Origin of the sequence: Paraburkholderia kirstenboschensis (assembly GCF_032806925.1) — a bacterium.
Classification (GTDB): domain Bacteria; phylum Pseudomonadota; class Gammaproteobacteria; order Burkholderiales; family Burkholderiaceae; genus Paraburkholderia; species Paraburkholderia kirstenboschensis.
Genome location: NZ_CP136513.1, coordinates 1,109,942 through 1,133,583 on the forward strand (window position 1 = coordinate 1,109,942; position 23,642 = coordinate 1,133,583).

General features: G+C 64.1%; 23 protein-coding genes and 1 pseudogene. 17 read left to right on the plus strand and 7 right to left on the minus strand.

What is annotated here, in order from left to right; all coding sequences use genetic code 11:
• The 3 genes from RW095_RS27730 to RW095_RS27740 all read right to left on the minus strand — a co-directional run bounded on the left by RW095_RS27730 (position 1) and on the right by RW095_RS27740 (position 2,738).
• Positions 1-531 (minus strand): septation protein A, encoded by a 531-nt coding sequence (locus RW095_RS27730; protein WP_027778365.1) that lies wholly within the window; start codon positions 529-531, stop codon positions 1-3.
• A 177-nt stretch (positions 532-708) separates the two neighbouring features.
• Positions 709-1,131 carry a peptide-methionine (R)-S-oxide reductase MsrB gene (gene msrB, locus RW095_RS27735; RefSeq protein ID WP_317021982.1) on the minus strand — a complete coding sequence of 141 codons (423 nt, stop codon included), beginning with the start codon at positions 1,129-1,131 and terminating at the stop codon, positions 709-711.
• Between the two features lie 50 nt (positions 1,132-1,181).
• A complete protein-coding gene (locus tag RW095_RS27740) occupies positions 1,182-2,738 on the minus strand; it encodes a protein adenylyltransferase SelO (protein WP_317021983.1) in 1,557 nt (518 codons plus the stop codon).
• Positions 2,739-3,025: 287 nt separating this feature from the next.
• Between RW095_RS27740 and RW095_RS27745 the strand changes: the two genes are divergently transcribed.
• The 3 genes from RW095_RS27745 (at position 3,026) to RW095_RS27755 (ending at position 8,285) form a co-directional block, all read left to right on the plus strand.
• Positions 3,026-4,711, plus strand: coding sequence for a 3-(methylthio)propionyl-CoA ligase (locus RW095_RS27745; protein WP_317021984.1), 1,686 nt, complete (start codon positions 3,026-3,028; stop codon positions 4,709-4,711).
• A gap of 184 nt (positions 4,712-4,895) precedes the next feature.
• Complete coding sequence (locus RW095_RS27750; RefSeq protein ID WP_317021985.1) at positions 4,896-6,980, plus strand: 3-hydroxyacyl-CoA dehydrogenase NAD-binding domain-containing protein; 2,085 nt, start codon at positions 4,896-4,898, stop codon at positions 6,978-6,980.
• A gap of 126 nt (positions 6,981-7,106) precedes the next feature.
• Positions 7,107-8,285, plus strand: a complete 1,179-nt coding sequence (locus RW095_RS27755; RefSeq protein ID WP_317021986.1) for an acetyl-CoA C-acyltransferase — start codon at positions 7,107-7,109, stop codon at positions 8,283-8,285.
• A gap of 24 nt (positions 8,286-8,309) precedes the next feature.
• Here the strand turns inward: RW095_RS27755 and RW095_RS27760 are convergent, their stop codons facing one another.
• Both RW095_RS27760 and RW095_RS27765 read right to left on the minus strand, forming a co-directional pair.
• The gene (locus tag RW095_RS27760) at positions 8,310-8,828 is read right to left on the minus strand and encodes an LEA type 2 family protein (RefSeq protein ID WP_317021987.1); all 519 of its coding nucleotides are present in this window, start codon (positions 8,826-8,828) and stop codon (positions 8,310-8,312) included.
• Between the two features lie 116 nt (positions 8,829-8,944).
• Entirely contained in the window at positions 8,945-9,301 is a 357-nt protein-coding gene (locus RW095_RS27765) for a hypothetical protein (protein WP_317021988.1), read from the minus strand.
• A 178-nt stretch (positions 9,302-9,479) separates the two neighbouring features.
• Between RW095_RS27765 and RW095_RS27770 the strand changes: the two genes are divergently transcribed.
• The 6 genes and pseudogenes from RW095_RS27770 to RW095_RS27795 all read left to right on the plus strand — a co-directional run bounded on the left by RW095_RS27770 (position 9,480) and on the right by RW095_RS27795 (position 14,210).
• Complete coding sequence (locus RW095_RS27770) at positions 9,480-9,794, plus strand: GntR family transcriptional regulator (RefSeq protein ID WP_317022865.1); 315 nt, start codon at positions 9,480-9,482, stop codon at positions 9,792-9,794.
• Positions 9,725-10,339: pseudogene (locus tag RW095_RS27775) on the plus strand (aminotransferase class I/II-fold pyridoxal phosphate-dependent enzyme); the annotation flags it as partial. The gene RW095_RS27770 and the pseudogene RW095_RS27775, both read left to right, overlap by 70 nt.
• Before the next feature lie 170 nt (positions 10,340-10,509).
• Positions 10,510-10,995: a PaaI family thioesterase gene (locus RW095_RS27780; protein WP_317021989.1), complete on the plus strand. Its 486-nt coding sequence runs from the start codon at positions 10,510-10,512 to the stop codon at positions 10,993-10,995.
• Between the two features lie 165 nt (positions 10,996-11,160).
• The gene (locus RW095_RS27785) at positions 11,161-12,159 is read left to right on the plus strand and encodes an NADP-dependent oxidoreductase (RefSeq protein WP_317021990.1); all 999 of its coding nucleotides are present in this window, start codon (positions 11,161-11,163) and stop codon (positions 12,157-12,159) included.
• Between the two features lie 118 nt (positions 12,160-12,277).
• Positions 12,278-13,171, plus strand: a complete 894-nt coding sequence (locus RW095_RS27790; RefSeq protein WP_317021991.1) for an SDR family oxidoreductase — start codon at positions 12,278-12,280, stop codon at positions 13,169-13,171.
• 79 nt (positions 13,172-13,250) lie between these two features.
• A complete protein-coding gene (locus RW095_RS27795) occupies positions 13,251-14,210 on the plus strand; it encodes an alpha/beta hydrolase (RefSeq protein ID WP_317021992.1) in 960 nt (319 codons plus the stop codon).
• Here RW095_RS27795 and RW095_RS27800 read toward each other — a convergent pair whose 3' ends face one another.
• Positions 14,211-15,104 carry an NRDE family protein gene (locus RW095_RS27800; RefSeq protein ID WP_317022700.1) on the minus strand — a complete coding sequence of 298 codons (894 nt, stop codon included), beginning with the start codon at positions 15,102-15,104 and terminating at the stop codon, positions 14,211-14,213.
• A gap of 121 nt (positions 15,105-15,225) precedes the next feature.
• The gene (gene ygfZ / locus RW095_RS27805) at positions 15,226-16,326 is read right to left on the minus strand and encodes a CAF17-like 4Fe-4S cluster assembly/insertion protein YgfZ (RefSeq protein WP_317021993.1); all 1,101 of its coding nucleotides are present in this window, start codon (positions 16,324-16,326) and stop codon (positions 15,226-15,228) included.
• Positions 16,327-16,403: 77 nt separating this feature from the next.
• Between ygfZ and mltG the strand changes: the two genes are divergently transcribed.
• The 8 genes from mltG (at position 16,404) to RW095_RS27845 (ending at position 23,432) form a co-directional block, all read left to right on the plus strand.
• Positions 16,404-17,414, plus strand: a complete 1,011-nt coding sequence (gene mltG, locus RW095_RS27810) for an endolytic transglycosylase MltG (RefSeq protein WP_317021994.1) — start codon at positions 16,404-16,406, stop codon at positions 17,412-17,414.
• A complete protein-coding gene (gene tmk / locus RW095_RS27815; RefSeq protein WP_317021995.1) occupies positions 17,414-18,034 on the plus strand; it encodes a dTMP kinase in 621 nt (206 codons plus the stop codon). Before mltG ends, tmk begins: the two co-directional genes overlap by 1 nt.
• 94 nt (positions 18,035-18,128) lie before the next feature.
• Complete coding sequence (locus tag RW095_RS27820) at positions 18,129-19,163, plus strand: DNA polymerase III subunit delta' (RefSeq protein ID WP_317021996.1); 1,035 nt, start codon at positions 18,129-18,131, stop codon at positions 19,161-19,163.
• A gap of 93 nt (positions 19,164-19,256) precedes the next feature.
• A complete protein-coding gene (locus RW095_RS27825; protein ID WP_317021997.1) occupies positions 19,257-19,781 on the plus strand; it encodes a GNAT family N-acetyltransferase in 525 nt (174 codons plus the stop codon).
• A 34-nt stretch (positions 19,782-19,815) separates the two neighbouring features.
• Positions 19,816-20,610 carry a TatD family hydrolase gene (locus tag RW095_RS27830; RefSeq protein WP_317021998.1) on the plus strand — a complete coding sequence of 265 codons (795 nt, stop codon included), beginning with the start codon at positions 19,816-19,818 and terminating at the stop codon, positions 20,608-20,610.
• Positions 20,611-20,656: 46 nt separating this feature from the next.
• Positions 20,657-21,397 carry an ankyrin repeat domain-containing protein gene (locus RW095_RS27835; protein ID WP_317021999.1) on the plus strand — a complete coding sequence of 247 codons (741 nt, stop codon included), beginning with the start codon at positions 20,657-20,659 and terminating at the stop codon, positions 21,395-21,397.
• Positions 21,398-21,573: 176 nt separating this feature from the next.
• The gene (locus tag RW095_RS27840) at positions 21,574-21,930 is read left to right on the plus strand and encodes a Rap1a/Tai family immunity protein (protein ID WP_317022000.1); all 357 of its coding nucleotides are present in this window, start codon (positions 21,574-21,576) and stop codon (positions 21,928-21,930) included.
• Positions 21,931-22,196: 266 nt separating this feature from the next.
• Positions 22,197-23,432 carry a mechanosensitive ion channel family protein gene (locus tag RW095_RS27845; protein ID WP_317022001.1) on the plus strand — a complete coding sequence of 412 codons (1,236 nt, stop codon included), beginning with the start codon at positions 22,197-22,199 and terminating at the stop codon, positions 23,430-23,432.
• The last annotated feature ends 210 nt before the right edge of the window (positions 23,433-23,642 follow it).

Here is a 23,642-nt window from a genome sequence, read left to right on the forward strand (position 1 = left end):
TCATTCCTCCTTCATGTACTTGGACAGCCACAAGCTCTGTCCGACGATAAACACCACCAGACAGCCTGTCGCGCCGAACAGTTTGAAATTGACCCACTGGTCGGTCGTGTAGTTGTACGCGACGAACAGATTGAGCAGTCCGAGCAGCACGAAAAAGATTGCCCAGATCACGCTCAGCTTGCCCCAGATCGCATGCGGCAGCGTGATCTGCTTGCCCATCATCGCTTCGATCAGGTTCTTGTTGAACGCCAGTTGCGACACGATCAGCACGACGGAAAACGCCCAGTACAGCACAGTCGGCTTCCACTTGATGAAGGTGTCGTTGTGCAGAACGAGTGTCGCGCCGCCAAATACGGTGACGACACCGAGACTCACCCACAGCATCGGGTCGACTTTACGGTGGCGGAAGGCCACCCACGCGATCTGCACCAGCGTGGCGACGATCGCTACTGCGGTCGCCGTGAAGATGCCCCACACCTTGAAGGCGACGAAGAACAGGATGATCGGGAACAGATCGAACAGGAATTTCATTTATCTGACGGGAAGTCGGAGAGTGGGTCGGAGGGGCAAGTGCGCGGCGTCGAGCGCCGCGCCTGACTGCTAAAGGCCGCTTCGGCGCGGTGTCGCGCCGGCGGACGCGAGATTGCCCGCCGACGCCGACCGCAATTCGCCAGTTGAGGCACAGAGCGCGCAGACTCCGGCACTGCGTTACTTGGGGTCGAATTGTAACGCAGCCGAATTGATGCAGTAGCGCAGACCTGTCGGCGCCGGTCCGTCTTCGAAGACGTGGCCGAGATGCGCGCCGCAATTCTTGCATTGCACCTCGATACGCAGCATGCCGTGCGAGCGGTCGGTTTTCTCGGCGATCACTTCGCCGTCGATCGGTTTGAAGTAGCTCGGCCAGCCGCAGCCGGCGTCGAACTTGGTATCCGATTCGAATAACGGTGTGCCGCAACAGACGCAATCATAGATGCCGCACTCCCAGTGATCGTGATAACGACCCGTGAACGGGCGCTCGGTGGCAGCATGGCGCGTCACCTGATATTCGATGTCGGAAAGCTGCTCGCGCCACTCGGCGTCGTCTTTCTGCACCGCCGGGGTGTCGTGCTTGAGGTCGTCGGGATTGTTCATGGTCGGTTCCTGTCTCGGGCTTGTAGTGAGAACGGCTTGCAGCGTGCGCGTCATGACGAGCAGCTGACTTCCAGCGAGCTCGCCCAGTCGGGCGGCAACCCGGCGTACGCTTCGTGCTCGGGCTGCTCGTCGAACGGACGACGCAGCACGGCGGCGAGACGCTCCAGTTCGGAAAAATCCTTCTCTTTCGCGCGGCGAATCGCCGTTTCCGCCAGATGATTGCGAAGAATGAATTTGGGGTTCACGCGGTTCATTGCAATGGCGCGCGCGGCGTCGTCGCGTGTTTCATGGGACAAGCGCGCGCGATACTCGTTCGCCCAGGCATCGAACGCGGCGCGGTCGAGGAACAGGTCGCGCACCGGCGCATCGCCGCTCGCGTCATGTTTCGACATACGGGCGAGGTTGCGAAAAGTCAGCGTGAAATCCGCCCGGTTCGCGTGCATCACGTCGAACAGGCGGTTGACCAACGGCGCGTCGCCGTCGTGCCCGGTCTCGAGACCGAGCTTCGCCGCCATGCGCCGCTCGAGCGCCGGTCCGAAGCGGTCCTTGAAACCGCCGAGCACGCGTTGCGCGTCTTCAATGGCTTTGTCGTTCCGCGCGCTTTCCTCGTAGCGTTCGCCAAGTAGCGGCAGCAGTCCTTGCGCGAGGCAAAAGAGATTCCAGTACGCGATCTGCGGTTGCATCCGGTACGCATAACGACCCTGCGAGTCGGAGTGGTTGCAGATGTAGCCTGCGTCGAAGCCGTCCATGAAGCCGAACGGACCATAGTCGATGGTAAGGCCGAGGATCGACATGTTGTCCGTGTTCATCACGCCGTGGCAGAAGCCGACTGCCTGCCATTCGACCATCAGATCCGCGGTCGACAACACCGCCTCGTTCAGCAACCCGAGATACGGATCGTCGGCCTCGCGGCAATGCGGATAGAAGCGCTCGATCACGTGATCGGCGAGCGCGCGCAGCGCGTCGGTGCGATCGTTCGAATAGAAGTGCTCGAAGTGGCCGAAGCGCACGAAGCTCGGCGCGACGCGCGTAACGACGGCAGCGGTTTCGATCTCCTCGCGCCGCACCGGCTGGTCTGAGCCGATCACGCACAACGCGCGCGTGGTCGGAATGCCGAGGTGATGCATGGCCTCCGAACAGAGGAACTCGCGAATCGACGAGCGCAGCACCGCGCGGCCGTCGCCCATGCGCGAATAGGGCGTGCGCCCGGCGCCTTTCAACTGCAGCTCGAAACGCTGACCGCCATGTTCCACTTCGCCGAGTCCGAGCGCGCGGCCGTCGCCGAGCTGACCCGCCCACACGCCGAACTGATGCCCCGAATACACCGACGCATAGGGGAGCGCCTCTGCCGGCCATTCGCGGGTGCCGTTGCCCGAAAACAGCTCGGCGAACGCCGGATCTTTTTCGAGGCCCGGCTCTAACCCGAGCAGCGCGGCGGTCTCGGCCGAAAAACCGACGAGGTACGGCGCGCTCAGCGGCGTGGCCGGCAGACGCGTGAGAAACGTGCTGCCGAGCCGCGCAAACGCGCTTTCGGTGGGGGTGGTAAGAGCTTCGGAAAGTGCCGCCAAAGGCCCGGACAGGCTTGCAATGCTTGGGGAAAACGACATGTTGAGCGCCTCACTATTAACCGATATTGTAAGTCCGCACCCGCGGCGCTGCTGGTGGGCCGGCATTCGGCCCGTGCGTGAACCGTGCGTGAACCGTGAGTGAACGGTGTGTGGTCCGCCTGTGGCCCGAGTGCGGCCCGTGTGTGGCGCATACAGACGTTCCAGTGTTGGCGGATGCGTGACCCGCTTGTCGATTGCTTCAGCAATTTCACTGCCGCGCCGGTTTCTACCTAACGGCGCTCCCTTGTCCGCACCCTGAAAAGAAAAAGGCCAGGAGACGACCCTTTATGACGATGCCGCTGCTTGGCCAGATGATGGATGTGCCTCTCACCGTGTCCTCGCTGCTCGCGCACGCCGCGCGGCATTTCGGCAGCACCGAGATCGTGTCGCGGCGTATCGAAGGCGACATGCATCGATACACTTATCGCGATTGCGAACGGCGTGCGAAGCAGCTCGCGCAGGCCTTGATCGCGCTCGGCGTTCAGCCCGGCGAGCGTGTCGCGACACTAGCGTGGAACGGCTACCGGCATCTCGAAACCTATTACGGCACGACCGGGTTCGGCGCCGTGTGCCACACGATCAACCCGCGTCTTTTTCCCGACCAGATTGCGTACATCGTCAATCATGCCGACGATGCCTACGTGCTGTTCGACACCACCTTCGCGCCGCTCGTCGACGTGCTCGCGCCGCAATGCCCGAAAGTACGCGGCTGGGTCGCTCTCGCCGACGAAGCACATCTGCCGGCGATGCAAACGCCCGCGCTGAGTTACGAAATGCTCGTGAACGCACAGGACGGCAATTTCGAGTGGCCGCCAATCGACGAGCGTCAGGCGTCGTATCTCTGCTATACGTCGGGCACCACCGGCAACCCGAAAGGCGCGCTGTACTCGCATCGCTCGACGGTGCTGCATGCGTTCGGCGCATCGCTGCCTGACGCAATGAGCTTGTCCGCGCGCGATTCCGTGCTGCCCGTCGTCCCCATGTTCCATGTCAACGCATGGGGCATCCCGCACGCCGCGCCGCTCACCGGCGCAAAGCTCGTTTTTCCCGGCAAGGACCTCGACGGCAAGTCGCTGTTCGAACTGATGGAGCGTGAGCGCGTCACCTATTCGGCTGGCGTGCCGACCGTCTGGCTCGGCCTGCTGAACCATCTGCGCGATGCCGGCGCGCGCTTTTCGTCGCTCGAGCGCACGGTGATCGGCGGCTCCGCGTGTCCGCCCGCGATGCTGCGCACGTTCGAGGACGATTACGGCGTACAGGTCATTCACGCATGGGGCATGACAGAAATGTCGCCGCTCGGCACGCTGGCGAAGCTGACCTGGGAGCAATCGCAGCGCCCCTTGGCGGAGCAGCGCAAACTGCTCGAAAAGCAGGGACATGCGCTATACGGCGTGGATATGAAGATCGTCGGCGACGACGGCACGGAGTTGCCGTGGGACGGCGTCGCGTTCGGCGATCTGTATGTGCGCGGGCCCTGGGTGATCGACCGGTATTTCCGCAAGGACGACTCGCCGCTCGTGGACGGATGGTTCCCGACCGGCGACGTCGCGACCATCGACCGCGATGGCTTTTTGCAGATCACGGACCGCTCGAAGGACGTCATCAAGTCGGGCGGCGAGTGGATCAGTTCTATCGACGTCGAGAACGTCGCCATTGCGCATCCGGCGGTCGCGGAGGCGGCGTGCATCGCATGCGCTCATCCGAAGTGGACGGAGCGTCCGCTGCTGGCTGTGGTCAAGCGCGCGGGCCTCGACGTGACGCGCGAGGAACTGCTCGCGTTCTACAACGGCAAGGTCGCCAAATGGTGGATTCCCGACGACGTGGTGTTCGTCGACGCATTGCCGCATACGGCCACGGGCAAGCTGCAAAAACTGAAGCTGCGCGAAATCTTCCGCGATCATGTGCTGCCGTCGGCGCTGGAAGACCAGATGTACGAGGGAGACTGCCCGCTTGCCAGGGGAAACCCCGCCTGACGATAAATTGAACGAGCGTGCTTTTTTGTGTATTCTGCCTGCTGACACCGGAACGGCCGACCTGAACTCGAGACGAAGGTTGGAGCACTTAAGCCAGACATAAGTCGGCTGGTGGAACCGGACGGGCGGCGCGCGCTGCGCCGCCTCATCTCAAGAATGCGATGCGTCGCACGGAGGCAGGCAGATGGCAGTGGACTACACAACCCATGACGGCGTGGCCGTCATCACGCTGAACAATCCTCCCGTCAACGGCCTCGGCCTGTCGACCCGGGCGGGAATCGTCGAGGGCATCGAGCGTGCGCAGAACGATCCGGCCATCAAGGCCATCGTGCTGACGGGCGCGGGCAAAGCCTTCTCGGGCGGCGCCGACATCACCGAATTCAATACGCCGAAAGCCACCCAGGAGCCGACTCTCGCCACCGTCATCAAGACCGTGGAAAACAGCGCGAAGCCGGTGGTCGCAGCGATTCACAGCGTCGCGATGGGCGGCGGGCTCGAACTCGCGCTAGGTGCGCACTACCGGATCGCCGCGCCCGGCGCGCAGATCGCGTTGCCCGAAGTGAAGCTCGGCATTTTGCCGGGCGCGGGGGGCACTCAGCGTCTGCCGCGTGCAATCGGCCTCGAAGCCGCGCTCAACATGATTGTTTCCGGCACGCCGGTTATGTCGCAGCAGCTGGCCCATTCCGGTCTCTTCGACGAACTCGCAGAAGGCGATCTCGCCGAAGCGGCGCTCGCGTTCGCGCGCAAGGTCGGCGCAAAAGAAGGCCCGCATCCGAAAGTGCGCGAGCGCAAGATCGAGCATCCGAATGCCGAAGGCTTTATCCAGTTCGCTCGCAATAGCGTCGCAACCGTCGGGAAGAATTTCCCCGCGCCGCTCAAATGCATCGACGCAGTCGAGGCCGGCGTGAAGAACGGCTTCGACAAGGGCCTCGCGGTCGAGCGCGAATGTTTCGTCGCGCTCGTGCAAACGCCCGAGAGCCGTGCGCTGCGTCACGCGTTCTTCGGCGAACGCGCGGCGAGCAAGATTCCCGACGTGCCGGCCGATACGCCAGTGCGCGAGATCCGCCAGGTCGCGGTGATCGGCGCGGGCACGATGGGCGGCGGCATCGCGATGAGCTTCATCAATGCGGGCGTTCCCGTCACGCTGCTTGAAACGAAACAGGAGGCGCTTGACCGCGGCCTCGCCACGATCCGCAAGAACTACGAAGCAAGTGTGAAGAAGGGCAAGCTCAAGCCCGAAGCGCTCGAAGAGCGCATGGCGCTGATTACGCCCACGCTCTCCTACGACGACCTGAAGAACGCGGATCTGATCGTCGAAGCGGTGTTCGAGGAACTCGGCGTCAAGGAACAGGTGTTCAAACGTCTCGACGAAGTTGCGAAGTCCGGCGCGATCCTCGCATCGAACACCTCGACGCTCGACGTGGACAAGATCGCCGCTTTCACCAGGCGAGCGCAAGACGTGGTCGGCATGCACTTCTTCAGCCCGGCCAACGTAATGAAGCTGCTTGAAGTAGTGCGCGGCAAGGAAACCGCGAAAGACGTGCTCGCCACCGTCATGAGGCTCGCGAAGAAGATCAAAAAGACGGCGGTGGTGTCGGGGGTGTGCGACGGCTTTATCGGCAACCGGATGATCGAGCAGTACATCCGCCAGGCGCTTTTCATGCTGGAAGAGGGCGCGCTGCCCGCGCAAGTCGATCGCGCCATTGAAAAATTCGGCTTCGCGATGGGCCCGTTCCGCATGAGCGATCTGGCCGGCAATGACATCGGCTGGGCGATCCGCAAGCGCCGCTACCAGGAATATCCGGAGATGCATTATTCCAAGATCGCCGACCGTCTGTGCGAGACGGGGCGTTTCGGCCAGAAAACCGGCGGCGGCTGGTACGACTACAAGGCGGGCGACCGCACCGCGTATCCGTCGAAACTGGTCGACGAGATGATCGTCGCTCACTCGAAGGAAACGAATACGGAGCGCCGCAAGATCGGCGACGACGAGATCGTCGAGCGTCTCGTATTTGCGCTCGTCAATGAAGGCGCGAAGATTCTTGAAGAAGGCATTGCGTCGAAGGCGTCGGACATCGACATGGTGTATCTGACCGGCTATGGCTTTCCGCTCTATCGCGGCGGCCCGATGCTGTACGCGGACACCGTCGGCCTCTACAACGTCGAGCGCGCGATTCGCCGCTACGCATCGCAATCCAATGGCGACGCGTGGCAGCTTGCGCCGCGCATCGCCGAACTCGCGGCCCAGGGCCGGGGCTTTAACGGCTGACGCCGCGCACGGCACACGCCGCTCATATCGAACGACAGCGGTGGCGCGCGTTCTTGCGACGCGGCGGCGATATCGCCCGCACGGAACACACGCGCCACCCTCGCCATCTACAAGTAGGAGACTTGCATGACTGACGCCGTAATCGTATCGACCGCCCGCACGGGGCTCGCCAAATCATGGCGCGGCGGTTTCAACATGACGCATGGCGCGACGCTCGGCGGGCACGTGACGCAAGCCGCCGTCGAACGGGCGAAGCTGGACCCGGCGCGCGTGGAGGACGTGATCATAGGTTGCGCCAATCCTGAAGGCGCGACGGGCATGAACATCGCGCGGCAGATCGCGCTGCGCGCCGGCTTGCCGGTTAGCGTTCCGGGCATGACGGTGAACCGTTTCTGTTCGTCGGGATTGCAAACCATCGCGCTGGCCGCGCAACGCGTAATTGCCGGCGAGGGCGACGTGTTCGTCGCGGGCGGCGTCGAATCCATCTCGTGCGTGCAGAACGAGATGAACCAGCACATGATGACCGACGGTTGGCTCAGCAAGAACAAGCCGGAAATCTACTGGTCGATGTTGCAGACCGCCGAGAACGTCGCAAAACGCTATTCGATTTCGAAGGAGCGTCAGGACGAATACGGCGTGCGCTCACAGCAGCGCGCCGCGGCGGCGCTGGAAGCCGGCAAGTTCAAGGACGAGATCGTGCCGTTGACGGTGCTCGCGGGCGTCGCCGACAAAGCGACCGGGCAGCTGTACACGAAAGAAGTGACCGTCAGCGGCGACGAGGGCATTCGCGCGGACACGACGCTCGAAGGTGTATCGAAAATCCGCACCGCGCTGCCGGGCGGCGTCATCACGGCGGGCAACGCGAGCCAGTTCTCAGACGGTGCGTCCGCTTGCGTGGTGATGAACGCGAAGGTCGCGGAGCGCGAAGGGCTGCAGCCGCTCGGCATTTTCCGGGGCTTCGCGGTGGCCGGTTGCGAACCGGACGAGATGGGCATCGGCCCGGTTTTCGCGGTGCCGAAGCTGCTCAAGCAGGCGGGCCTGAAAGTCGAGGACATCGACCTGTGGGAATTGAACGAAGCGTTCGCGGTGCAGGTGCTGTATTGCGCCGACAAGCTCGGCATTCCGCATGACCGTCTGAACGTCAACGGCGGGGCTATTGCAGTCGGCCATCCGTATGGCGTGTCGGGCGCGCGGCTCACCGGGCATGCGCTGATCGAAGGCAAGCGGCGCGGCGCGAAGCTCGTCGTTGTGACGATGTGTATAGGCGGCGGACAGGGCGCGGCGGGGCTGTTCGAAGTCGCGTAATTATGTGGTCGGCGCTTCACGTGATCAGGGCAGGGCGGTGCCGGCCGCGGGCAGGCTCAACGCTCCCTGATCGACGAAGCGCGTCGTGCCGGTCAGGCCGCCCGCGAGCTTGCCTCGCATAATGTACGGAATCTGCCCCGACTGCGCGGCGCCGCCCTGCATCGCGCCCGCGAACGCGAATGCCTGGCGCACGGCGGCAAATGCGGGCACCGTCAACGGCACATTGACAACTGTTTCGCCAAAGCGCGGCACGGTACCGCTCTGGTCGCTGACGCCGCTCGCGAACGGCTTGCCGTTCAGTTCGAGATCGAGCGACACGCCATTGAAGCTGACCGCCGAATCGTTCGGATTTTGCACGCGCAGTTTGACGTTGAAGCGCATCTCGAAGCCCTGACTTTCGATCGGTTCGATGCCGGCGACGCTCACGCGCAACGGGTCGCCGCCGAAGAATCCGGCGCAGCCGCTCACCGTGAGCGCGAACACAGCGCATAACGCGGCCACGCGGAACAGACTCGCGCTGAACAGCATGCGGACGAAGGACATGACCGGCACCTCGAAGAGCGGATGGGGTCATGCATTGTAGCTGGCGATCTCCGGTGCGCGGGGCTGTCTCATGCGGCCTTTCGGGTGGCCAGTCGGGTGGTGGCTCATGTTGCGTCTCAGGTTGCGCGCCGCAGCGTCGCTTTCAGGAATGTGGCCAACCAAAGCACGGCTCGACCTGTCGCGCTACTGCCTCTGTCTTCAGCAAGCGACGGTTGCACCACGAAGGCCGCAGCCTGCGCATGCGCCGCACTGATCGATATCATGCCGTGTTGCCGTGCCACGAAGCACTGGCCCTCGTGCAATGTGACGGACGTCAATGGAACGGCATCGCCGAGCCAGGCGAGCGAATGATCGCGAAACGCCAACTGCAGATCGCCTTCAACGGCAACGACGGTGCTTGTTGCGCGCACGTCCTGGAGGGCGACTTGACCGGCAGTGACGCGTGACAGATTGACGGTGGGGCGAGTTGACATGACCGTTTCCTTGAGACCGTTTGCATGCCATCCAGCATATTGAGCAGGTGCCCGTGAACACAGCCTCAGTCATCCACAATCTGAACCGCTACAAGACGGCGGTTTGGCGCGCTGTATCGGTCGAAATGAAGAGAATGTGTATCTGTTGCGGCGCACCCGCGGTGCGCACCATCGGCTTATGAGCCGATCCACCTACATGCACACGCACACGCCGATGCACACCGTCACGCAGTCACCGCATTCGGAGCATTCCGCGCATTGCGCGGACCTCGCGCCTGCGGACGATTCCCCGGCGAGCCAGCCGCTTTATCGTCAACTGGCCGGCCACTACCGTCGTGCAATCCGCAACGGAGTGCTGCGTCCCGGCGAGCGCATGCCGTCGATGCGCGCGTTCATGCAGCGCCACGGCGTAAGTCTCGCGACGGCGACCGAGAGATCGAAGACGACCCGTATCGAGAGCTCGTCGACAGCGCGCAGCCGCTGCGCTCGCTGAAGGCGTGGGACACCGACGGCACCGTGATCCACTGCACGTCGTTCAACAAGACGCTCGCGCCCGGCATGCGGATCGGCTGGATCAACGGCGGGCGCTGGCATCCGCGTATCGGCATGCTGAAATTTGCGCAGTCGCGTCATAACGAGCAGCTGTCGCAAGTCGTGCTTGCCGAGTTTCTCCAAACGAACGCGTATGAACGGCATTTGCGGCGTCTGCGCGATCGCTTGAGGTTGCAGCGTGAGCGGATGTCGGCGGCAATCGGCGCCTCCTTTCCCGATGGCACGCGTTTTACGCCGCCCGCTGGCGGCATGTTCTTCTGGATAGAGTTGCCGCACGCCGTGTCGTCGGCTGCTTTGTTCGATGCCGCTCTGAAGCAGGGCATTCGTGTGATGCCGGGCACTGTGTTTTCGAACGCGGGCCGCTTCGCTCGGTTCATCAGGCTCAGTTGTCCGAGCACGGACCTCGAACTCGCGGATGAAGCCGTGCTCAAGCTTGGCCGGCTTGCGACAGCCATGGCCGCGCGCGCGGCGGCGCAAGCGGCGTGAACGCGTCACGCCCGGCGAGCCGAAGTTTCGCTCGTCACTGCGCAGCGCCATAGCGGGTATCATTTCCTCTCCTTTGGCGCGGTGCGTCGTCGCGTGAATGCTGCTGCATCGCACATTCATTGCGAGTTGTGCGCCGCCCTCATGTCAAGACAAGCCAACCTGAAGCCGCAATGACCGATTCATCTTTATCCACCGCGACGGGCGCGTCGTTGCCCGAGAGCCCCTTCGTCGACCGGCTCGGCGCGCAGCTCGTGTCGGCGGCGGACGGCGTCAGCGAAGTGACGCTCCCTTTGCTGCCCGAGCATATGAACACGTGGGACGTCGCGCACGGCGGCGTGACGATGACGCTCGCCGACGTTGCGCTCGCGATGGCCGCGCGCAGCCTCGCGGGCGACGGTGTCGGCGTGGTCACGGTCGAAATGAAGGTCAACTTCATGCAGCCCGGCCGTGGCGAATTGCGCGCGACAGGCCGCGTGCTGCACCGCTCGACGACGATGGCCTATTGCGAAGGCGAGATCCGCGATAGCGAAGGGCACTTCGTCGCCAAGGCGCTCGGCACGTTCAAATACATGCGCCGTCTTGCCGTGGGCCGCGACGTGACACGCCAGCGCTTGCGCAGCGACCCATCGGCGAAACCAGGTCCTAGCGACGGCTGAACGCGTGCGAACGCGTGCGAGGCATACGGCGTTTGCATCCGCGTTGTCCGAGCGCAGGCCGAGCGCGCGACTAGCTGCATTGCCGGAGGAATATGCGGTCGGCAACCCGCAGCCCGCAACCCGTAGTCGGCAATTCACAATCAGCAAACCAGGGAGACGATCGTCATGCCACAGATCAACCGTCAGTTCGTGCTGGCTTCGCGTCCGCAAGGCGCCGTCACGCCCGAGAACTTCCGCCTCGTCGAAACGCCGCTTGCACCGCTTGCCGACGGAGAAGTGCGCGTGCGTAATCACTATCTGTCGCTCGACCCGTACATGCGCGGCCGTATGAACGACAGCAAGTCGTATGCGCCGCCGCAGCCGCTTGACGAAGTGATGATCGGCGGCACGGTCGGCGAAGTGATCGAGTCGAAGAATCCGAAGTTCGCGGTCGGCGACAAGGTCGTCGCAATGTTCGGCTGGCAGGAGTACGGCACGTCGAACGGCGCGGGTATGCAGAAAGTGGACGACACGCATGTGCCGCTGTCGGCTTATCTCGGACCGGTCGGCATGCCGGGCGTGACCGCGTGGTATGGACTGAACCGGATCATCGCGCCGAAGGCTGGCGAGACGGTTGTTGTCAGCGCGGCGAGCGGAGCGGTGGGCAGCGTGGTCGGCCAACTGGCGAAAGAGGCGGGTGCGCGCGCGGTGGGTATCGCGGGCGGCCCGCAGAAGTGCCGGTATGTGGTGGAGACGCTTGGCTTCGACGCCTGCGTAGACTACAAGGCCGGCAACCTCTATCAGGACCTGAAGGCGGCGACGCCGAACGGCATCGACGGTTGCTTCGAGAACGTCGGCGGCGAAGTGCTCGACGCGACGCTCGCACGCATGAACCCGGCCGGCCGCATCGCGCTTTGCGGGTTCATTGCGGGCTACGACGGCCAGCCGGTGCCGCTCAAGCACCCGTCGCTGATATTGACGCAGCGTCTGCTCGTGCAGGGCTTTATCGTCAGCGAGCATATGGATGTCTGGCCGGAAGCGCTCAGGCAGCTTGGCACGCTGGTCGCGCAGAAAAAGCTGCACTATCGCGAAAGCATCGCGCAAGGGCTCGATGCGGCGCCCGAGGCGTTCATCGGCTTGCTGAAAGGCAAGAACTTCGGCAAGCAGCTTGTGAGGTTGATTTGATGTGATGCGATTGCGGCGGCGGGCGGATGAAAGCGCCTGGAGCCGCACTTGCATTCACAGCCGCACTTGCAGCCGCACTTGCAGCCGCGCTTGCAGCCGCACACAAAGGAGTCCATGGATGTTCGAATTTGCAGGCAAGGTCGCGGTCATCACCGGCGCGGCTAGCGGCTTCGGCCTTGCGTTCGCGCAGAAAGGCGCGGCGCTCGGCATGAAGCTCGTGCTCGCCGACGTGAACCCCGACGCGCTCGCGCAGGCTGTCGATACGCTGCGCGCGGCGGGGGCCGATGCGATCGGCGTGCCGACCGACGTGTCGAGCGCAACGCAGGTGGAGGCGCTCGCGCAAGCCGCGCTCGATGCATTCGGCAAGGTGCATCTGTTGTTCAACAACGCGGGCGTGGGCTCGGGCGGGTTGCTGTGGGAGAGTTCCGCCAACGACTGGTCGTGGGTATTCGGGGTCAACGTAATGGGCGTCGCGCACGGCGTGCGTGCGTTTGCGCCGATCATGCTGGCGCAGAACGAGCCCGCGCATATCGTCAACACCGCATCCGTCGCCGGCCTGCTGTCGCCGCCCGCAATGGGCATCTACAACGCGTCGAAACATGCGGTCGTGTCGCTCACCGAGACGCTGTATCACGACCTGCAAATCGCGCAGGCCGGGCGTGAGGCGAGCGGCCGCGTCGGCTGTTCGCTGCTGTGCCCCGCGTTCGTGCCCACGGGCATCGCCGATGCCGAGCGCTCGCGGCCCGCTGAACTGCGCAACGAGAGCCGCCCGACGCGCTCGCAGATCGCTGCGGGCAAGCAACTGCAACGCGCGGTGCAATCGGGCAAACTCAGTGCCGCGGATGTTGCCGGCGTCACGTTCGAGGCCATCGCCGCGCGCCGTTTCTATATCGTCACGCACCCGGCCATCATGGCGACGGTGAGACTGCGTCACGAGGACGTCGAGCAGTTGCGCGATCCCACCGATCCGATGTCGCTGAAGCCCGAAGTCAGGCACGCGGGTTCCGACTAGAGCCGCTCGTTGCGCGCAGTGCCGCGCGCCACTTTTCAACCTGCGGCGCGTATGCGCCATTCAACGTTACCTGCGTCACATGCCGCTGAATCCGAAGATCGAGCAGGTGCTCGACATGATCGCGCGCGCAAAGCGCCCGAAGCTCCATGAAATGACTGCGCAAGCGGCGCGCGCGTCGTATCAGAAAAGCGCACCGATTCTCGAGATCGCGAGCGCGCCTATGTTCGCCGTCGAAGACCTGCGCGTACCGACGCGCGACGGCGCAACGATTCGCGCGCGTCTTTATCAGGCCGTCGAGCCGAGCTGGGCCGAGCCGGCTCCGGCATTGGTCTACTATCACGGCGGCGGCTTCACGGTCGGCAGCGTCGATACTCACGATGCGCTGTGCCGCATGTTCGCGCGCGACGGAAAATGCACGGTGCTGTCGGTCGACTACCGGCTCGCGCCCGAACACAAATTCCCGACCGCCGTCGACGACGCTTTCGACGCGCTCGTCTGGCTTCATGCTCACGCGGCGGAATTCGGCATCGACGGCAAGCGGCTTGCGGTAGGCGGCGACAGCGCGGGCGGCACGCTGGCCACGGTCTGCGCGGTGCTCGCGCGCGACGCCGGCATCGCGCTTTCACTGCAATTGCTGATCTATCCCGGCACGACCGGCTATCAACAGACCGATTCGCACTCGCGCCTTGCCGACGGCTTCCTGCTTTCGGGCGAGACGATCCAATGGTTTTTCGATCAATACGTACGCGACACGAGCGATCGCGACGACTGGCGTTTCGCGCCGCTCGACGGCAAGTGCGGCGCACCCGACTTCAGCGGACTCGCGCCAGCCTGGATCGCGACCGCCGAATACGATCCGCTGAGCGACGAAGGCGACGCCTATGCGCAGAAGCTGCGCGACCATGGCAACGAAGTCACGCTCAGGCGCTACCCCGGCATGATCCACGAGTTCTTCAAGATGGGCGGCTTCGTGCCAGATGTTGCGCACGCGCACGCGGAGGCCGCCGCGGCATTGCGCACGGCATTCGGCGAGCAATGATTACGCGATTTGCCGCTCGACGTTGAACGCGAAGCTGCGCTCGAAGTCGCCCGGGCGCGCGATCCGGTGTGAGCCGTTATCGTCGCTTCGCTCGGCGACCGCCACGCTGACCATCTCCGCGTTCGCGATTACGCGCAGCGCCGTCGTGCCGCGCGTGCCGTACTCGGGCGTTTCGATGAACGCCGCCGACAGCGCCCGTTCGCGCTCGAGCGAAATGCCGGTGGCAGGCAACTCATCGTCGGGGGCGACGCGCGGGTCGCGCATCAGGTCGATCAGGCGTTCGAGCGGCGGCATCGGGTTGCGCGTGAGGAGCGCACTCAAATCGGCCCGCTTTCTGACGAGCTTCGGCCACGGCGTGTCGAGCACCGCGTTCGAGATGCCGTGTGTGCCGGGCGTAAGCAGCGCGGGGGCGACGTTAGAGCGGTTGCAATACCAGGCGAGTTCGCGGCGCGTCCAGTCGCCCACCAGCAGGTTGAAGCCGTTGTACATGTCGCCGGTTTTCGCCACGCGTCGCAGATAGGCCAGCGGCGTTTCGTGCGAGCCGCCGTCTGTGCCGCTGTTCTCACTGCCGTTCTCACCGCCGTTCTCACTGCGGTTCGCGGCGGCGCTGGCCGAAGCCAGCCAGTCGCTGACGAGGGTGCCGCGGGTCGGCGCATCGGCGCGCATCTCGTACGGCGCGCGGTAGTTGGTCAGGGCTGCAAATCGACCGTCGCGCGACATGCCGAGCCACGTGCCGCCGCCCAGCAAGTCCCGGCCGGCCAGCACGCCCGCCGCGTCGCTCCACCAGGCGATCGGCTCGGCCGTGCGCCGGAAGAATTCGTCGCGATTCGCGGCGAGCGTGAAGATCGGGCCGTCGACCGCATCGGGTCGCCAGTCGAAGACGATCAGGCACATCGGGGGCGTCTCCCGGTTGGGGGCTTCGGAAATGACATGGCGGGCAGGAGTTCTCGCGAGGGCGCCGCGAGAAAGCGGCGCCTTTTCGTCCAACTGCGCCGCGCCGCATCTAGGAGGGCGTTCAAACCTCGGTGGGCAGGCCGTACGGAAGCGCGAGGAACCGCAGCGCCGGACCTTCCGCCGCGCCTAGATGCACCGAGCCGCTTTCGAGCGCCGCCAGCTTGGTCTCCACCAGCAGATCGACGCCGCCGTCACGCGCCGATGCCGCGTTCACCACCATGCCGCACGGCTGACCGGGATCGTCGGAGTGAAAGAGTTCGGCGCCGGCCTGCACCGTATCGAGTTCGCCCGCCACGTTGGCGAGCGACGTGCGCCGCTTGATCGTGCCGCGATACTGGCTGCGCGCCACCACTTCCTGGCCGGGATAGCAGCCCTTGCGGAAATTGACCGCGCCGAGCACGTCGAAATTGACCATTTGCGGCACGAATTGCTCGACCACCGGCTGCGTGATGCGCGGCTCGCCTGCGCGAATGTCGAGCCAGTCCCAGACTGCCGGCGAGACCTGCTTCAACTTTTCGCGAAGCTGCGGCAAGTGAGCTTCGATTTGCGCTTTCGGGCCGATCCACAGATAGCGCAGACGCTCGAACGCATCGGGCACGCGAATCAGCGAGCCGGCTGCGCCGTCCACCTTCACATGAACGCCGTCGGGCAGCGCGTCGAATACGCCGGACAGCGCCTTGCGGACATCGCCCGCGAGGCCGATCACGGCGAGCTCGCCGCTTGCATCCACGAGTTTTGCTTTGGCGCGCAGAACGAACATGGACAGGCGCTTTTGCACCGCCGCCTGCACGTCTTTCGAGACCAGCAGACGGATCGTGTCGCCGCTGCGCCACGTCAGAAACGACGCCAGCAGCCGTCCTTTTGCCGAGCAGTAACCCGCGAGACGCGCGTTCGCGGCGTCCAGGTGCTGCGTGTCGTTGGTCAACTGCCCGTGCAGGAAGCTCGCGGCGTCGTCGCCGGTGGCGTCGATCACGCCGAACTGCGTGAGCGCCATGTAGGCGCCGTGTTCGAGCACTGCGGCGAACTCATCGGCGGACGGACGCGGCAGCACGGGCAGCGCCGTGGCGGACTGGCCCGAGGGCGCGCCGCCTGGGGTGGCAGGAACAGCGCCTGAAGCAGTAGCGGAAGGATTGCCTGAAGCGGTAGCGAGCGGTGTGTTCATGGATTCCTGGAACAGTCAATTCTGACTTTAGCTAAGGCAAACAAGTATTATATGCAGTCCAACCCAGTCACGTTTTCATGTCCCTCTTCAAGAAATGTTTCGTCGCCGGCTCGATTATCGTCGTGCTGGCCGCAGCCGCGATTGCTGGCGGATACCACTGGGCCAACAGCCCGCTCGAGCTTAACCCCGCGCAACTCGACGTCACCGTCAAACCGCACAGCAGTCTGCGCAGCGTCACGCTGCAGCTGAACCGCAGCGGCGTGCCGGTCGAGCCTGAACTGTTCATCGTCATGACGCGGCTGCTCGGTCTTCAGAGCGAACTCAAATCGGGCAATTACGAGTTCAAGACCGGCGTTACGCCGTACGAAGTGCTGCAAAAAATCGCTCGCGGCGACGTCAACGAATACGTTGCGACCATCATCGAAGGGTGGACGTTCAAGCGCATGCGCCAGGAACTGGACGCCAATCCGGCGCTCAAGCACGACAGCGTCGGGATGAACGACGCGCAGCTGATGAGCGCGATCGGCGCGCCGGAGGCGTCGATCGGCAACGGCGAAGGGCTGTTTTTCCCGGACACCTACCTGTTCGACAAGAATACGAGCGATCTCGACGTGTACCGCCGCGCATATCGGCTGATGCGCGCACGCCTCGACGAAGCGTGGCTCGCGCGCTCGCCGAACCTGCCGTACAAGACGCCGTATGATGCGCTGATCATGGCGTCCATCATCGAGAAGGAAACCGGCAAGAAATCCGACCGCGCGATGGTCGCCGCCGTGTTCGCGAATCGTCTGCGCGTGGGCATGCCGCTGCAAACCGACCCGACCGTGATCTACGGCATGGGCGAGAGCTATAGCGGCCACATCCGCAAGAAGGACCTGCAGACGGACACTCCCTACAATACCTACACACGGATGGGCCTGCCGCCGACACCTATCTCGCTGCCGGGCGTGGCGTCGCTGCAAGCGGCGATGAACCCTGCGCAAACCAGCGCGTTGTACTTCGTCTCGCGCGGCGACGGCAGCAGCATATTTTCCGACACCCTCGGCGATCACAACAAGGCCGTGGACAAATACATTCGAGGGCAATAATGGCGCGCGGCAGATTCGTTACGTTCGAGGGCATAGACGGCGCCGGCAAGACCACGCATCTGGCCTGGTTCCGCGAGCGGCTGGAACAGAAGGTGGCGGCCACCGGCCGCTCGGTGGTCATGACACGCGAGCCCGGCGGCACGCCGCTCGGCGAGCAGATCCGCGAGATCGTGCTGCATCAGAAGATGGATCTCGAAACCGAGGCGCTGCTGATGTTCGCGCTGCGCCGCCAGCATCTGGCCGAAGTGATCGAGCCGGCGCTCGCGCGCGGCGACTGGGTGCTGTCCGACCGCTTCACCGACGCCACCTTTGCCTATCAAGGCGGCGGCCGCGGGCTGCCGCGCGACAAGCTCGAAACGCTGGAGCGCTGGGTTCAAGGCGGCTTCCAGCCGGATCTCACGGTGCTGTTCGACCTCGCACCCGAGATCGCGAACGAGAGGCGCAGCGCGGCGCGCGATCCCGATCGCTTCGAGAGCGAATCGACCGCATTCTTTGACCGCACCCGAGCCGAATATCTGCGTCGCGCGGACGAAGCGCCTTATCGTTTCGCTATCATTGACTCTTCGCAGAGCATTGCGCGAATTCAGAAACAGCTTGAAGAATTGCTCGCAAGTCTATGACATTAAATCCATATAAACATTTATTATCTGTGAACAAGATGCTCGTGAAATACCTCAGATAACGCGTCCAACTGACTGATCAGAAAGAGAAAAGATGATTTATCCGTGGCAAACCGATGACTGGAACCGCCTGCAGCAATTGCGCGACCACTGGCCGCACGCCTTGCTGCTGCATGGACAGGCGGGCATCGGCAAGCTGCGCTTCGCGCAGCATCTCGCGCAAGGCCTGCTGTGCGAGGACCGGAGGGAGAACGGCGAACCGTGCGGCGCGTGCGTCGCGTGCAACTGGTTCGCGCAAGGCAACCATCCCGATTACCGTATCGTCGTGCCCGAGGCGCTGGCGGCCGAAGCCGGCATCGGTAACGGTGCGGACGACAAAGCCGAAAAAGCCGATGCCGACGAAGGCAAAAAAACGCGCGCGCCCAGCAAGGAAATCAAGATTGAGCAGATTCGCGGCTTGCTCGACTTCGTCGGCGTGGGTTCGCACCGCGGCGGCGCCCGTGTGGTCGTGCTGGCTCCGGCGGAGGCGCTCAACATCGCGGCGGCCAATGCGCTGCTGAAAACACTCGAAGAGCCGCCTGCGGGCGTCGTGTTCCTGATGGTGTCGGCGCGGATCGACCGGCTTTTGCCCACCATCATCAGCCGTTGCCGCCAATGGCCGATGAGCCTGCCCGCGCCCCAGGCCGCGACCCATTGGCTCGCGGCGCAAGGCGTGTCCGAGGCGCCGGCGCTGCTCGCCGAAGCGGGCGGCGCGCCGCTGACCGCACTCGCGCTCGCCAGCGACGAAAACCGCACGCTGCGCGACTGGACGCTCAAGCAACTGGCCGCCGGCCCGGAGTGCGACGCCTTCGCGTGCGGCGAGGCGCTGCAAAAGCTGCCGGTGCCGCTCGTGCTCGGCTGGCTGCAACGCTGGATGTACGATCTGCTCGCGCAGCGCACCGCGGGCGCGCCGCGCTATTTTCCGCAGGCGTCGGCGGCTTTGACGCGCTGCGCGTCGCAAGCCGACGCGAGCGCGTTCGCCCGCTTCATGCGGGCCGTCACGCGCCAGCGCGCGGTCGAGAATCATCCGCTGAATGCGCGGCTCGTGTTCGAGGAACTGTTTCTTGGCTACCGCGAGCTCTTTGCATGACGCAAGGCGGCGCTCCAGACGCGCGGCGAGCGTCGTTTCCATCCGTTACCGCTTTACATGTTAGCCGCTTCTTCAATTCAATCTGAAAGCACCATGAGCCTGTCTTACCGCGATGCCACGCTCGACGATCTGCCTGCCATCGTCGCCATTTACAACTCGACGGTAGCCTCGCGCCAGGTGACCGCCGATCTCGAACCGGTCAGCGTCGAAAGCCGGGTGGAATGGTTTCACGCGCACGGGCCGCAGAAACGTCCCCTATGGGTTGTCGAAGACGCCGAACAGCCTGGCCGTCTGATCGCCTGGCTGAGCTTTTCGGACTTCTATGGCCGTCCCGCCTATCAGCGCACCGCCGAAGTCAGCATCTATCTCGACGAAAGCGCGCGCGGCAAGGGCCTCGGCAAGCAGTTGCTGGCGGCCTCGCTGGCGGCGGCGCCGGCACTAGGCATCGACACCGTGCTGGGATTTATCTTCGGTCACAATGAGGCGAGCCTGCGCCTGTTCCGCGGCTTTGGTTTCGACACGTGGGGCTCGCTGCCGCGCGTGGCCGTGCTGGACAGCGTGGAGCGCGATCTGGTGATCGTCGGCAAGCGCCTCGACGCGCACGGCGCGGCAGCCTGACCCGCCACGGGTCATTCATTTGCAGGACATCATCATGTTTGTCGATTCGCACTGTCACATCAATTTCGAAGGACTCGCCGACCGCCTGCCGCAGGTGCTCGAGAATATGCGAAGCCACTCGGTCACGCACGCGTTGTGCGTGTCGGTGGATCTGGAAACGCTGCCGTCCGTGCTGGAAATCGCGAGCCGGCATGAGAACGTGTACGCGTCGGTGGGCGTGCATCCCGACCACGAGGACATGCGCGAGCCGAGCGTCGCGGAACTGGTCGAGTTGGCCGAACATCCGAAAGTGGTCGCAATCGGCGAGACGGGGCTCGATTACTACCGCCTCGAAGGCCGCTCGATCTCCGATATGGAATGGCAGCGCGAGCGCTTCCGCACGCATATCCGTGCCGCGCATGCCACCGGCAAGCCGCTCATCATCCATACGCGCTCGTCGTCGCAAGACACGCTGCGCATCATGGCCGAGGAGCGCGCGAGCGAGCCGGGCGGCGTGATGCATTGCTTTACCGAGCCGTGGGCCGTGGCCGAACAGGCCCTTGCGCAGAATTTTTACATCTCGCTGTCGGGCATCGTCACTTTCAAGAGCGCGACCGACGTGCAGGACGTCGCGCGCCGCGTGCCCTTGGAGCGCCTGCTGATCGAAACCGACTCGCCATACCTGGCGCCGGTGCCGTATCGCGGCAAGCCTAATGAACCTGCGTACGTCAGTTATGTCGGACGTTTCATCGCGCAGCAGCGCGACATGACGGACGAAGCGCTGGCCGCCGCAACCACGCAGAACTTTTTCCGTCTCTTCAAGCTTCCCGCGCCGGTCGGCGCGCTGTGAAAGCGGATAAATATCAATAGGATAGGGGCCAACCCTAAAGTAAAACATGATGAACGATTCCACTTTGATCCACGCGCGGCAAGCCGCTCAAACGGCCCGTGCAGCATGCACGTCTGCGCGCCGCAGCTTCTCCCGCGCCGCGCTGGCGGCCACGGTGGCGTGCGCCGCGCTGAGTTCGCTGATAGCGGCGCCGGCCCAGGCCGCGCCGATCGATTCGCTGATCAAATCGGTCAAATTCGACGACGTCGACGGTGTCAAGAAACTGCTCGCCAAGGGCATGGACCCGAACAGCGTCGATAATCAGGGCATGCCGCTTCTGGTGCTGGCCGCGCGCGAGAAATCGGACAAGGTCGGCGCCGCGCTGCTCGCGAATCCGAAAACCAACGTCGAGATCGAAGACAAAGCCGGCGAAAACGCGATGATGATGGCCGCGCTGAACGGCGACATCGACTTCGTCAAACAGTTGATCGCGAAGGACGCCGAAGTGAACAAGAAGGGCTGGGCGCCGCTGCACTACGCGGCCGCGAACGGCCACGACGACATTGTGAAACTGCTGCTCGACCATTCCGCCTACGTGGACGCAGGCTCCCCGAACGGCACCACGCCGCTGATGATGGCGGCGCGCGGCGGCCATGTTTCGACGGTGAAGCTGCTGCTCGACAACGGCGCGGACCTGACGGTCAAGAACCAGATCGGCCTCACCGCACTGGATTTCGCGAAGACCTACAAGGAGCCGGACGTCGTCGAAGGCCTGACCGCGCGTTTGCAGCAGATGCAGCAAAAGTAGAGCGCGCGGCGCACCGGCATGTGCCGGTGTACGCCGCTGCTTGCCTGAAGATCGCGGCTGCCGGCCTGCTGCCGCATCGCAAAACAGTGCAGAATGACGACTTTGTTGCGGCGCGTTCGCGCGCCGTCCGCATGCGGCAACAGACCGCCTGATAAACGACCCTGGAAAGGAACACCATGCTGCGGGCTTTGATTTTCGCCAGCGCGTTTGCCGTACCGTTGTCGGCAGCCGCGTTCACGGGAGGCGACCTCAACAAGCTGTGCACAAAGACCGACGTAGCGTCGCGCAGTGCGTGCGCCGCATACATCGAAGGCGCCGCCGACGGCATCTTCAACACCATCGACGCGATCGGCGGCACGACGGGCCCGCGCGTCGGGCAATACTTCTGCTTGCCCCAGGACGCGCGCTCGGCGCAACTGACCGACGCGGTACGCAAGTACATCGCGGAAAATCCGATTGTCGGGGGCTACAACGCGAGCACGGCGATCTCACTGGGACTCGGCAAAGCGTTTCCTTGCAAAAGCGGCAGTTGATATGAGCTGAAAGGACGTGTGCTGCACGACGCACACACGTTCTCCCATGAGCCGGACGCGACACTGCACGTACGCGGCCGGCTCGAAAAGCGGAGCGCATCTTTCGATGCGCGCGTCCGCGTCGAAGGCGCTTCACGGTGTTTTTCAGTGCGCCTTTCACGAGCGCGTCCGGCGGGTCCGTCCCGCGGCGCGCGTCACATTTTGCCGTCGCCGCGTTTCATGGCCGCCGGCCTCTCCACACTCAATCGAAAAGGAGTTTGTCCTTCATGCCTTTTCTCGAAGAACTCGACCACCTTGACCGCATCGCCGAAGCACCGCTGCATACGTGGCTGGGCGCTTTGATGATCTCGGTCGTCGCCGTACTGATCGGCATCGGCGTGCACCGCGTGGGCGCACGTATCGTGACCCGAATCGCGCGGCCTTATCCGCTCACCAGTGTCGTGCTGCGCTATATCGACAAGCCTTCGCTGTTCGTGCTCATCATTCTCGCGCTGGAAGCCGTATGGTGGGAGGCGCCTGACACGCTCACCTTCATCTCGCCGTTGCGCGACGCCGCGGCGATCGCGCTGATCGGCGCGTTGACGTGGCTGTCGGTGCGTTCGGCGGCGGCCATCGGCGAGGCAATCATTCAGGCGCATCCGCTCGATACCGCCGACAATCTGCAAGCGCGCCGCATCCATACGCAGGCGAGAGTGCTGGCTCGCTCGGTGATGCTCGTGATCGTGATCGTCGGCGTGGGCGGCGCGTTGATGACCTTCCCGAATGTCCGGCAGATCGGCGCGAGCCTGCTTGCATCGGCGGGCGTGGCCGGTCTGGTTGCCGGTATCGCCGCGCGGCCGGTGCTCGGCAATCTGATCGCCGGCTTGCAGATTGCGCTGTCGCAACCCATTCGGCTCGACGACGTCGTCGTGATTCAGGGCGAATGGGGGCGCATCGAGGAGATCACCGGAACATATGTGTCGGTGCGTTTGTGGGACCAGCGGCGGCTGATCGTGCCGCTGCAATGGTTTATCGAAAACCCGTTTTCGAACTGGACGCGCAGCAGTTCGCAAATTATCGGCACGGTGTTTCTCTACGTCGATTACCGGATGCCGCTCGCGCCGCTGCGCGAGGAACTTGCGCGCATCGTCGAGGCGGCGCCCGAGTGGGACCGGCGCGTGCAGGTTCTGCAAGTCACCGAGGGCACGGAGCGCTCGATGCAATTGCGCGCCCTCGTGAGTTCGCTCGATTCGGGCCTCAACTGGGATCTGCGCTGCCGCGTGCGCGAGGGGCTGCTCGACTTCATCCAGAAGCACTATCCGCAGTATCTGCCGCGCGCACGTGCGGAGGTCTCCGCAGAACTCGAAAACGGTAAGAGCGAGCCGCTCGACTGGGTTCCGCGCAGCGCTCGCACGCCGGCCGGCAGCACGGCGGCGCATACTGAGGCAGACCCGGTGGCGAGCCGGCCCGGTCAGGCGGCGGCCGCGGCAGCGCCGTCGCACAAGGCAAAAGAAATTGCCTAGCGGACCGCAGGCGTCCGCATGGGGCTTTCTGCTCGGACCGACGCCGTCGGCGATGCAACCGATCGGACGTCAAAGGGTCGAACCGTCCACTTACTCATAAACTCGGCGCGGCATGGCGTGCACCATGCGAAAGTTTTCGAGGCGCTCGCTGCGTGACGAGCGCCGGCTGCACTCTGGCAGATGCCGCGCGCAACAAGGAGGACTAGCAAC

What these genes read in the sequence shown, in the direction of transcription:
- RW095_RS27755 (WP_317021986.1), top strand. Translation starts at nt 7,107, where the DNA reads ATGACTGACGCCGTAATCGTATCGACCGCCCGCACGGGGCTCGCCAAA.
- RW095_RS27740 (WP_317021983.1), bottom strand. Translation starts at nt 2,738, where the DNA reads ATGTCGTTTTCCCCAAGCATTGCAAGCCTGTCCGGGCCTTTGGCGGCA.
- RW095_RS27750 (WP_317021985.1), top strand. Translation starts at nt 4,896, where the DNA reads ATGGCAGTGGACTACACAACCCATGACGGCGTGGCCGTCATCACGCTG.
- RW095_RS27845 (WP_317022001.1), top strand. Translation starts at nt 22,197, where the DNA reads ATGCCTTTTCTCGAAGAACTCGACCACCTTGACCGCATCGCCGAAGCA.
- RW095_RS27730 (WP_027778365.1), bottom strand. Translation starts at nt 531, where the DNA reads ATGAAATTCCTGTTCGATCTGTTCCCGATCATCCTGTTCTTCGTCGCC.
- tmk (WP_317021995.1), top strand. Translation starts at nt 17,414, where the DNA reads ATGGCGCGCGGCAGATTCGTTACGTTCGAGGGCATAGACGGCGCCGGC.
- RW095_RS27840 (WP_317022000.1), top strand. Translation starts at nt 21,574, where the DNA reads ATGCTGCGGGCTTTGATTTTCGCCAGCGCGTTTGCCGTACCGTTGTCG.
- RW095_RS27790 (WP_317021991.1), top strand. Translation starts at nt 12,278, where the DNA reads ATGTTCGAATTTGCAGGCAAGGTCGCGGTCATCACCGGCGCGGCTAGC.
- RW095_RS27745 (WP_317021984.1), top strand. Translation starts at nt 3,026, where the DNA reads ATGACGATGCCGCTGCTTGGCCAGATGATGGATGTGCCTCTCACCGTG.
- RW095_RS27760 (WP_317021987.1), bottom strand. Translation starts at nt 8,828, where the DNA reads ATGTCCTTCGTCCGCATGCTGTTCAGCGCGAGTCTGTTCCGCGTGGCC.
- ygfZ (WP_317021993.1), bottom strand. Translation starts at nt 16,326, where the DNA reads ATGAACACACCGCTCGCTACCGCTTCAGGCAATCCTTCCGCTACTGCT.
- RW095_RS27780 (WP_317021989.1), top strand. Translation starts at nt 10,510, where the DNA reads ATGACCGATTCATCTTTATCCACCGCGACGGGCGCGTCGTTGCCCGAG.
- RW095_RS27770 (WP_317022865.1), top strand. Translation starts at nt 9,480, where the DNA reads ATGAGCCGATCCACCTACATGCACACGCACACGCCGATGCACACCGTC.
- RW095_RS27800 (WP_317022700.1), bottom strand. Translation starts at nt 15,104, where the DNA reads ATGTGCCTGATCGTCTTCGACTGGCGACCCGATGCGGTCGACGGCCCG.
- RW095_RS27795 (WP_317021992.1), top strand. Translation starts at nt 13,251, where the DNA reads ATGCCGCTGAATCCGAAGATCGAGCAGGTGCTCGACATGATCGCGCGC.
- RW095_RS27765 (WP_317021988.1), bottom strand. Translation starts at nt 9,301, where the DNA reads ATGTCAACTCGCCCCACCGTCAATCTGTCACGCGTCACTGCCGGTCAA.
- mltG (WP_317021994.1), top strand. Translation starts at nt 16,404, where the DNA reads ATGTCCCTCTTCAAGAAATGTTTCGTCGCCGGCTCGATTATCGTCGTG.
- RW095_RS27835 (WP_317021999.1), top strand. Translation starts at nt 20,657, where the DNA reads ATGATGAACGATTCCACTTTGATCCACGCGCGGCAAGCCGCTCAAACG.
- RW095_RS27825 (WP_317021997.1), top strand. Translation starts at nt 19,257, where the DNA reads ATGAGCCTGTCTTACCGCGATGCCACGCTCGACGATCTGCCTGCCATC.
- RW095_RS27830 (WP_317021998.1), top strand. Translation starts at nt 19,816, where the DNA reads ATGTTTGTCGATTCGCACTGTCACATCAATTTCGAAGGACTCGCCGAC.
- RW095_RS27820 (WP_317021996.1), top strand. Translation starts at nt 18,129, where the DNA reads ATGATTTATCCGTGGCAAACCGATGACTGGAACCGCCTGCAGCAATTG.
- msrB (WP_317021982.1), bottom strand. Translation starts at nt 1,131, where the DNA reads ATGAACAATCCCGACGACCTCAAGCACGACACCCCGGCGGTGCAGAAA.
- RW095_RS27785 (WP_317021990.1), top strand. Translation starts at nt 11,161, where the DNA reads ATGCCACAGATCAACCGTCAGTTCGTGCTGGCTTCGCGTCCGCAAGGC.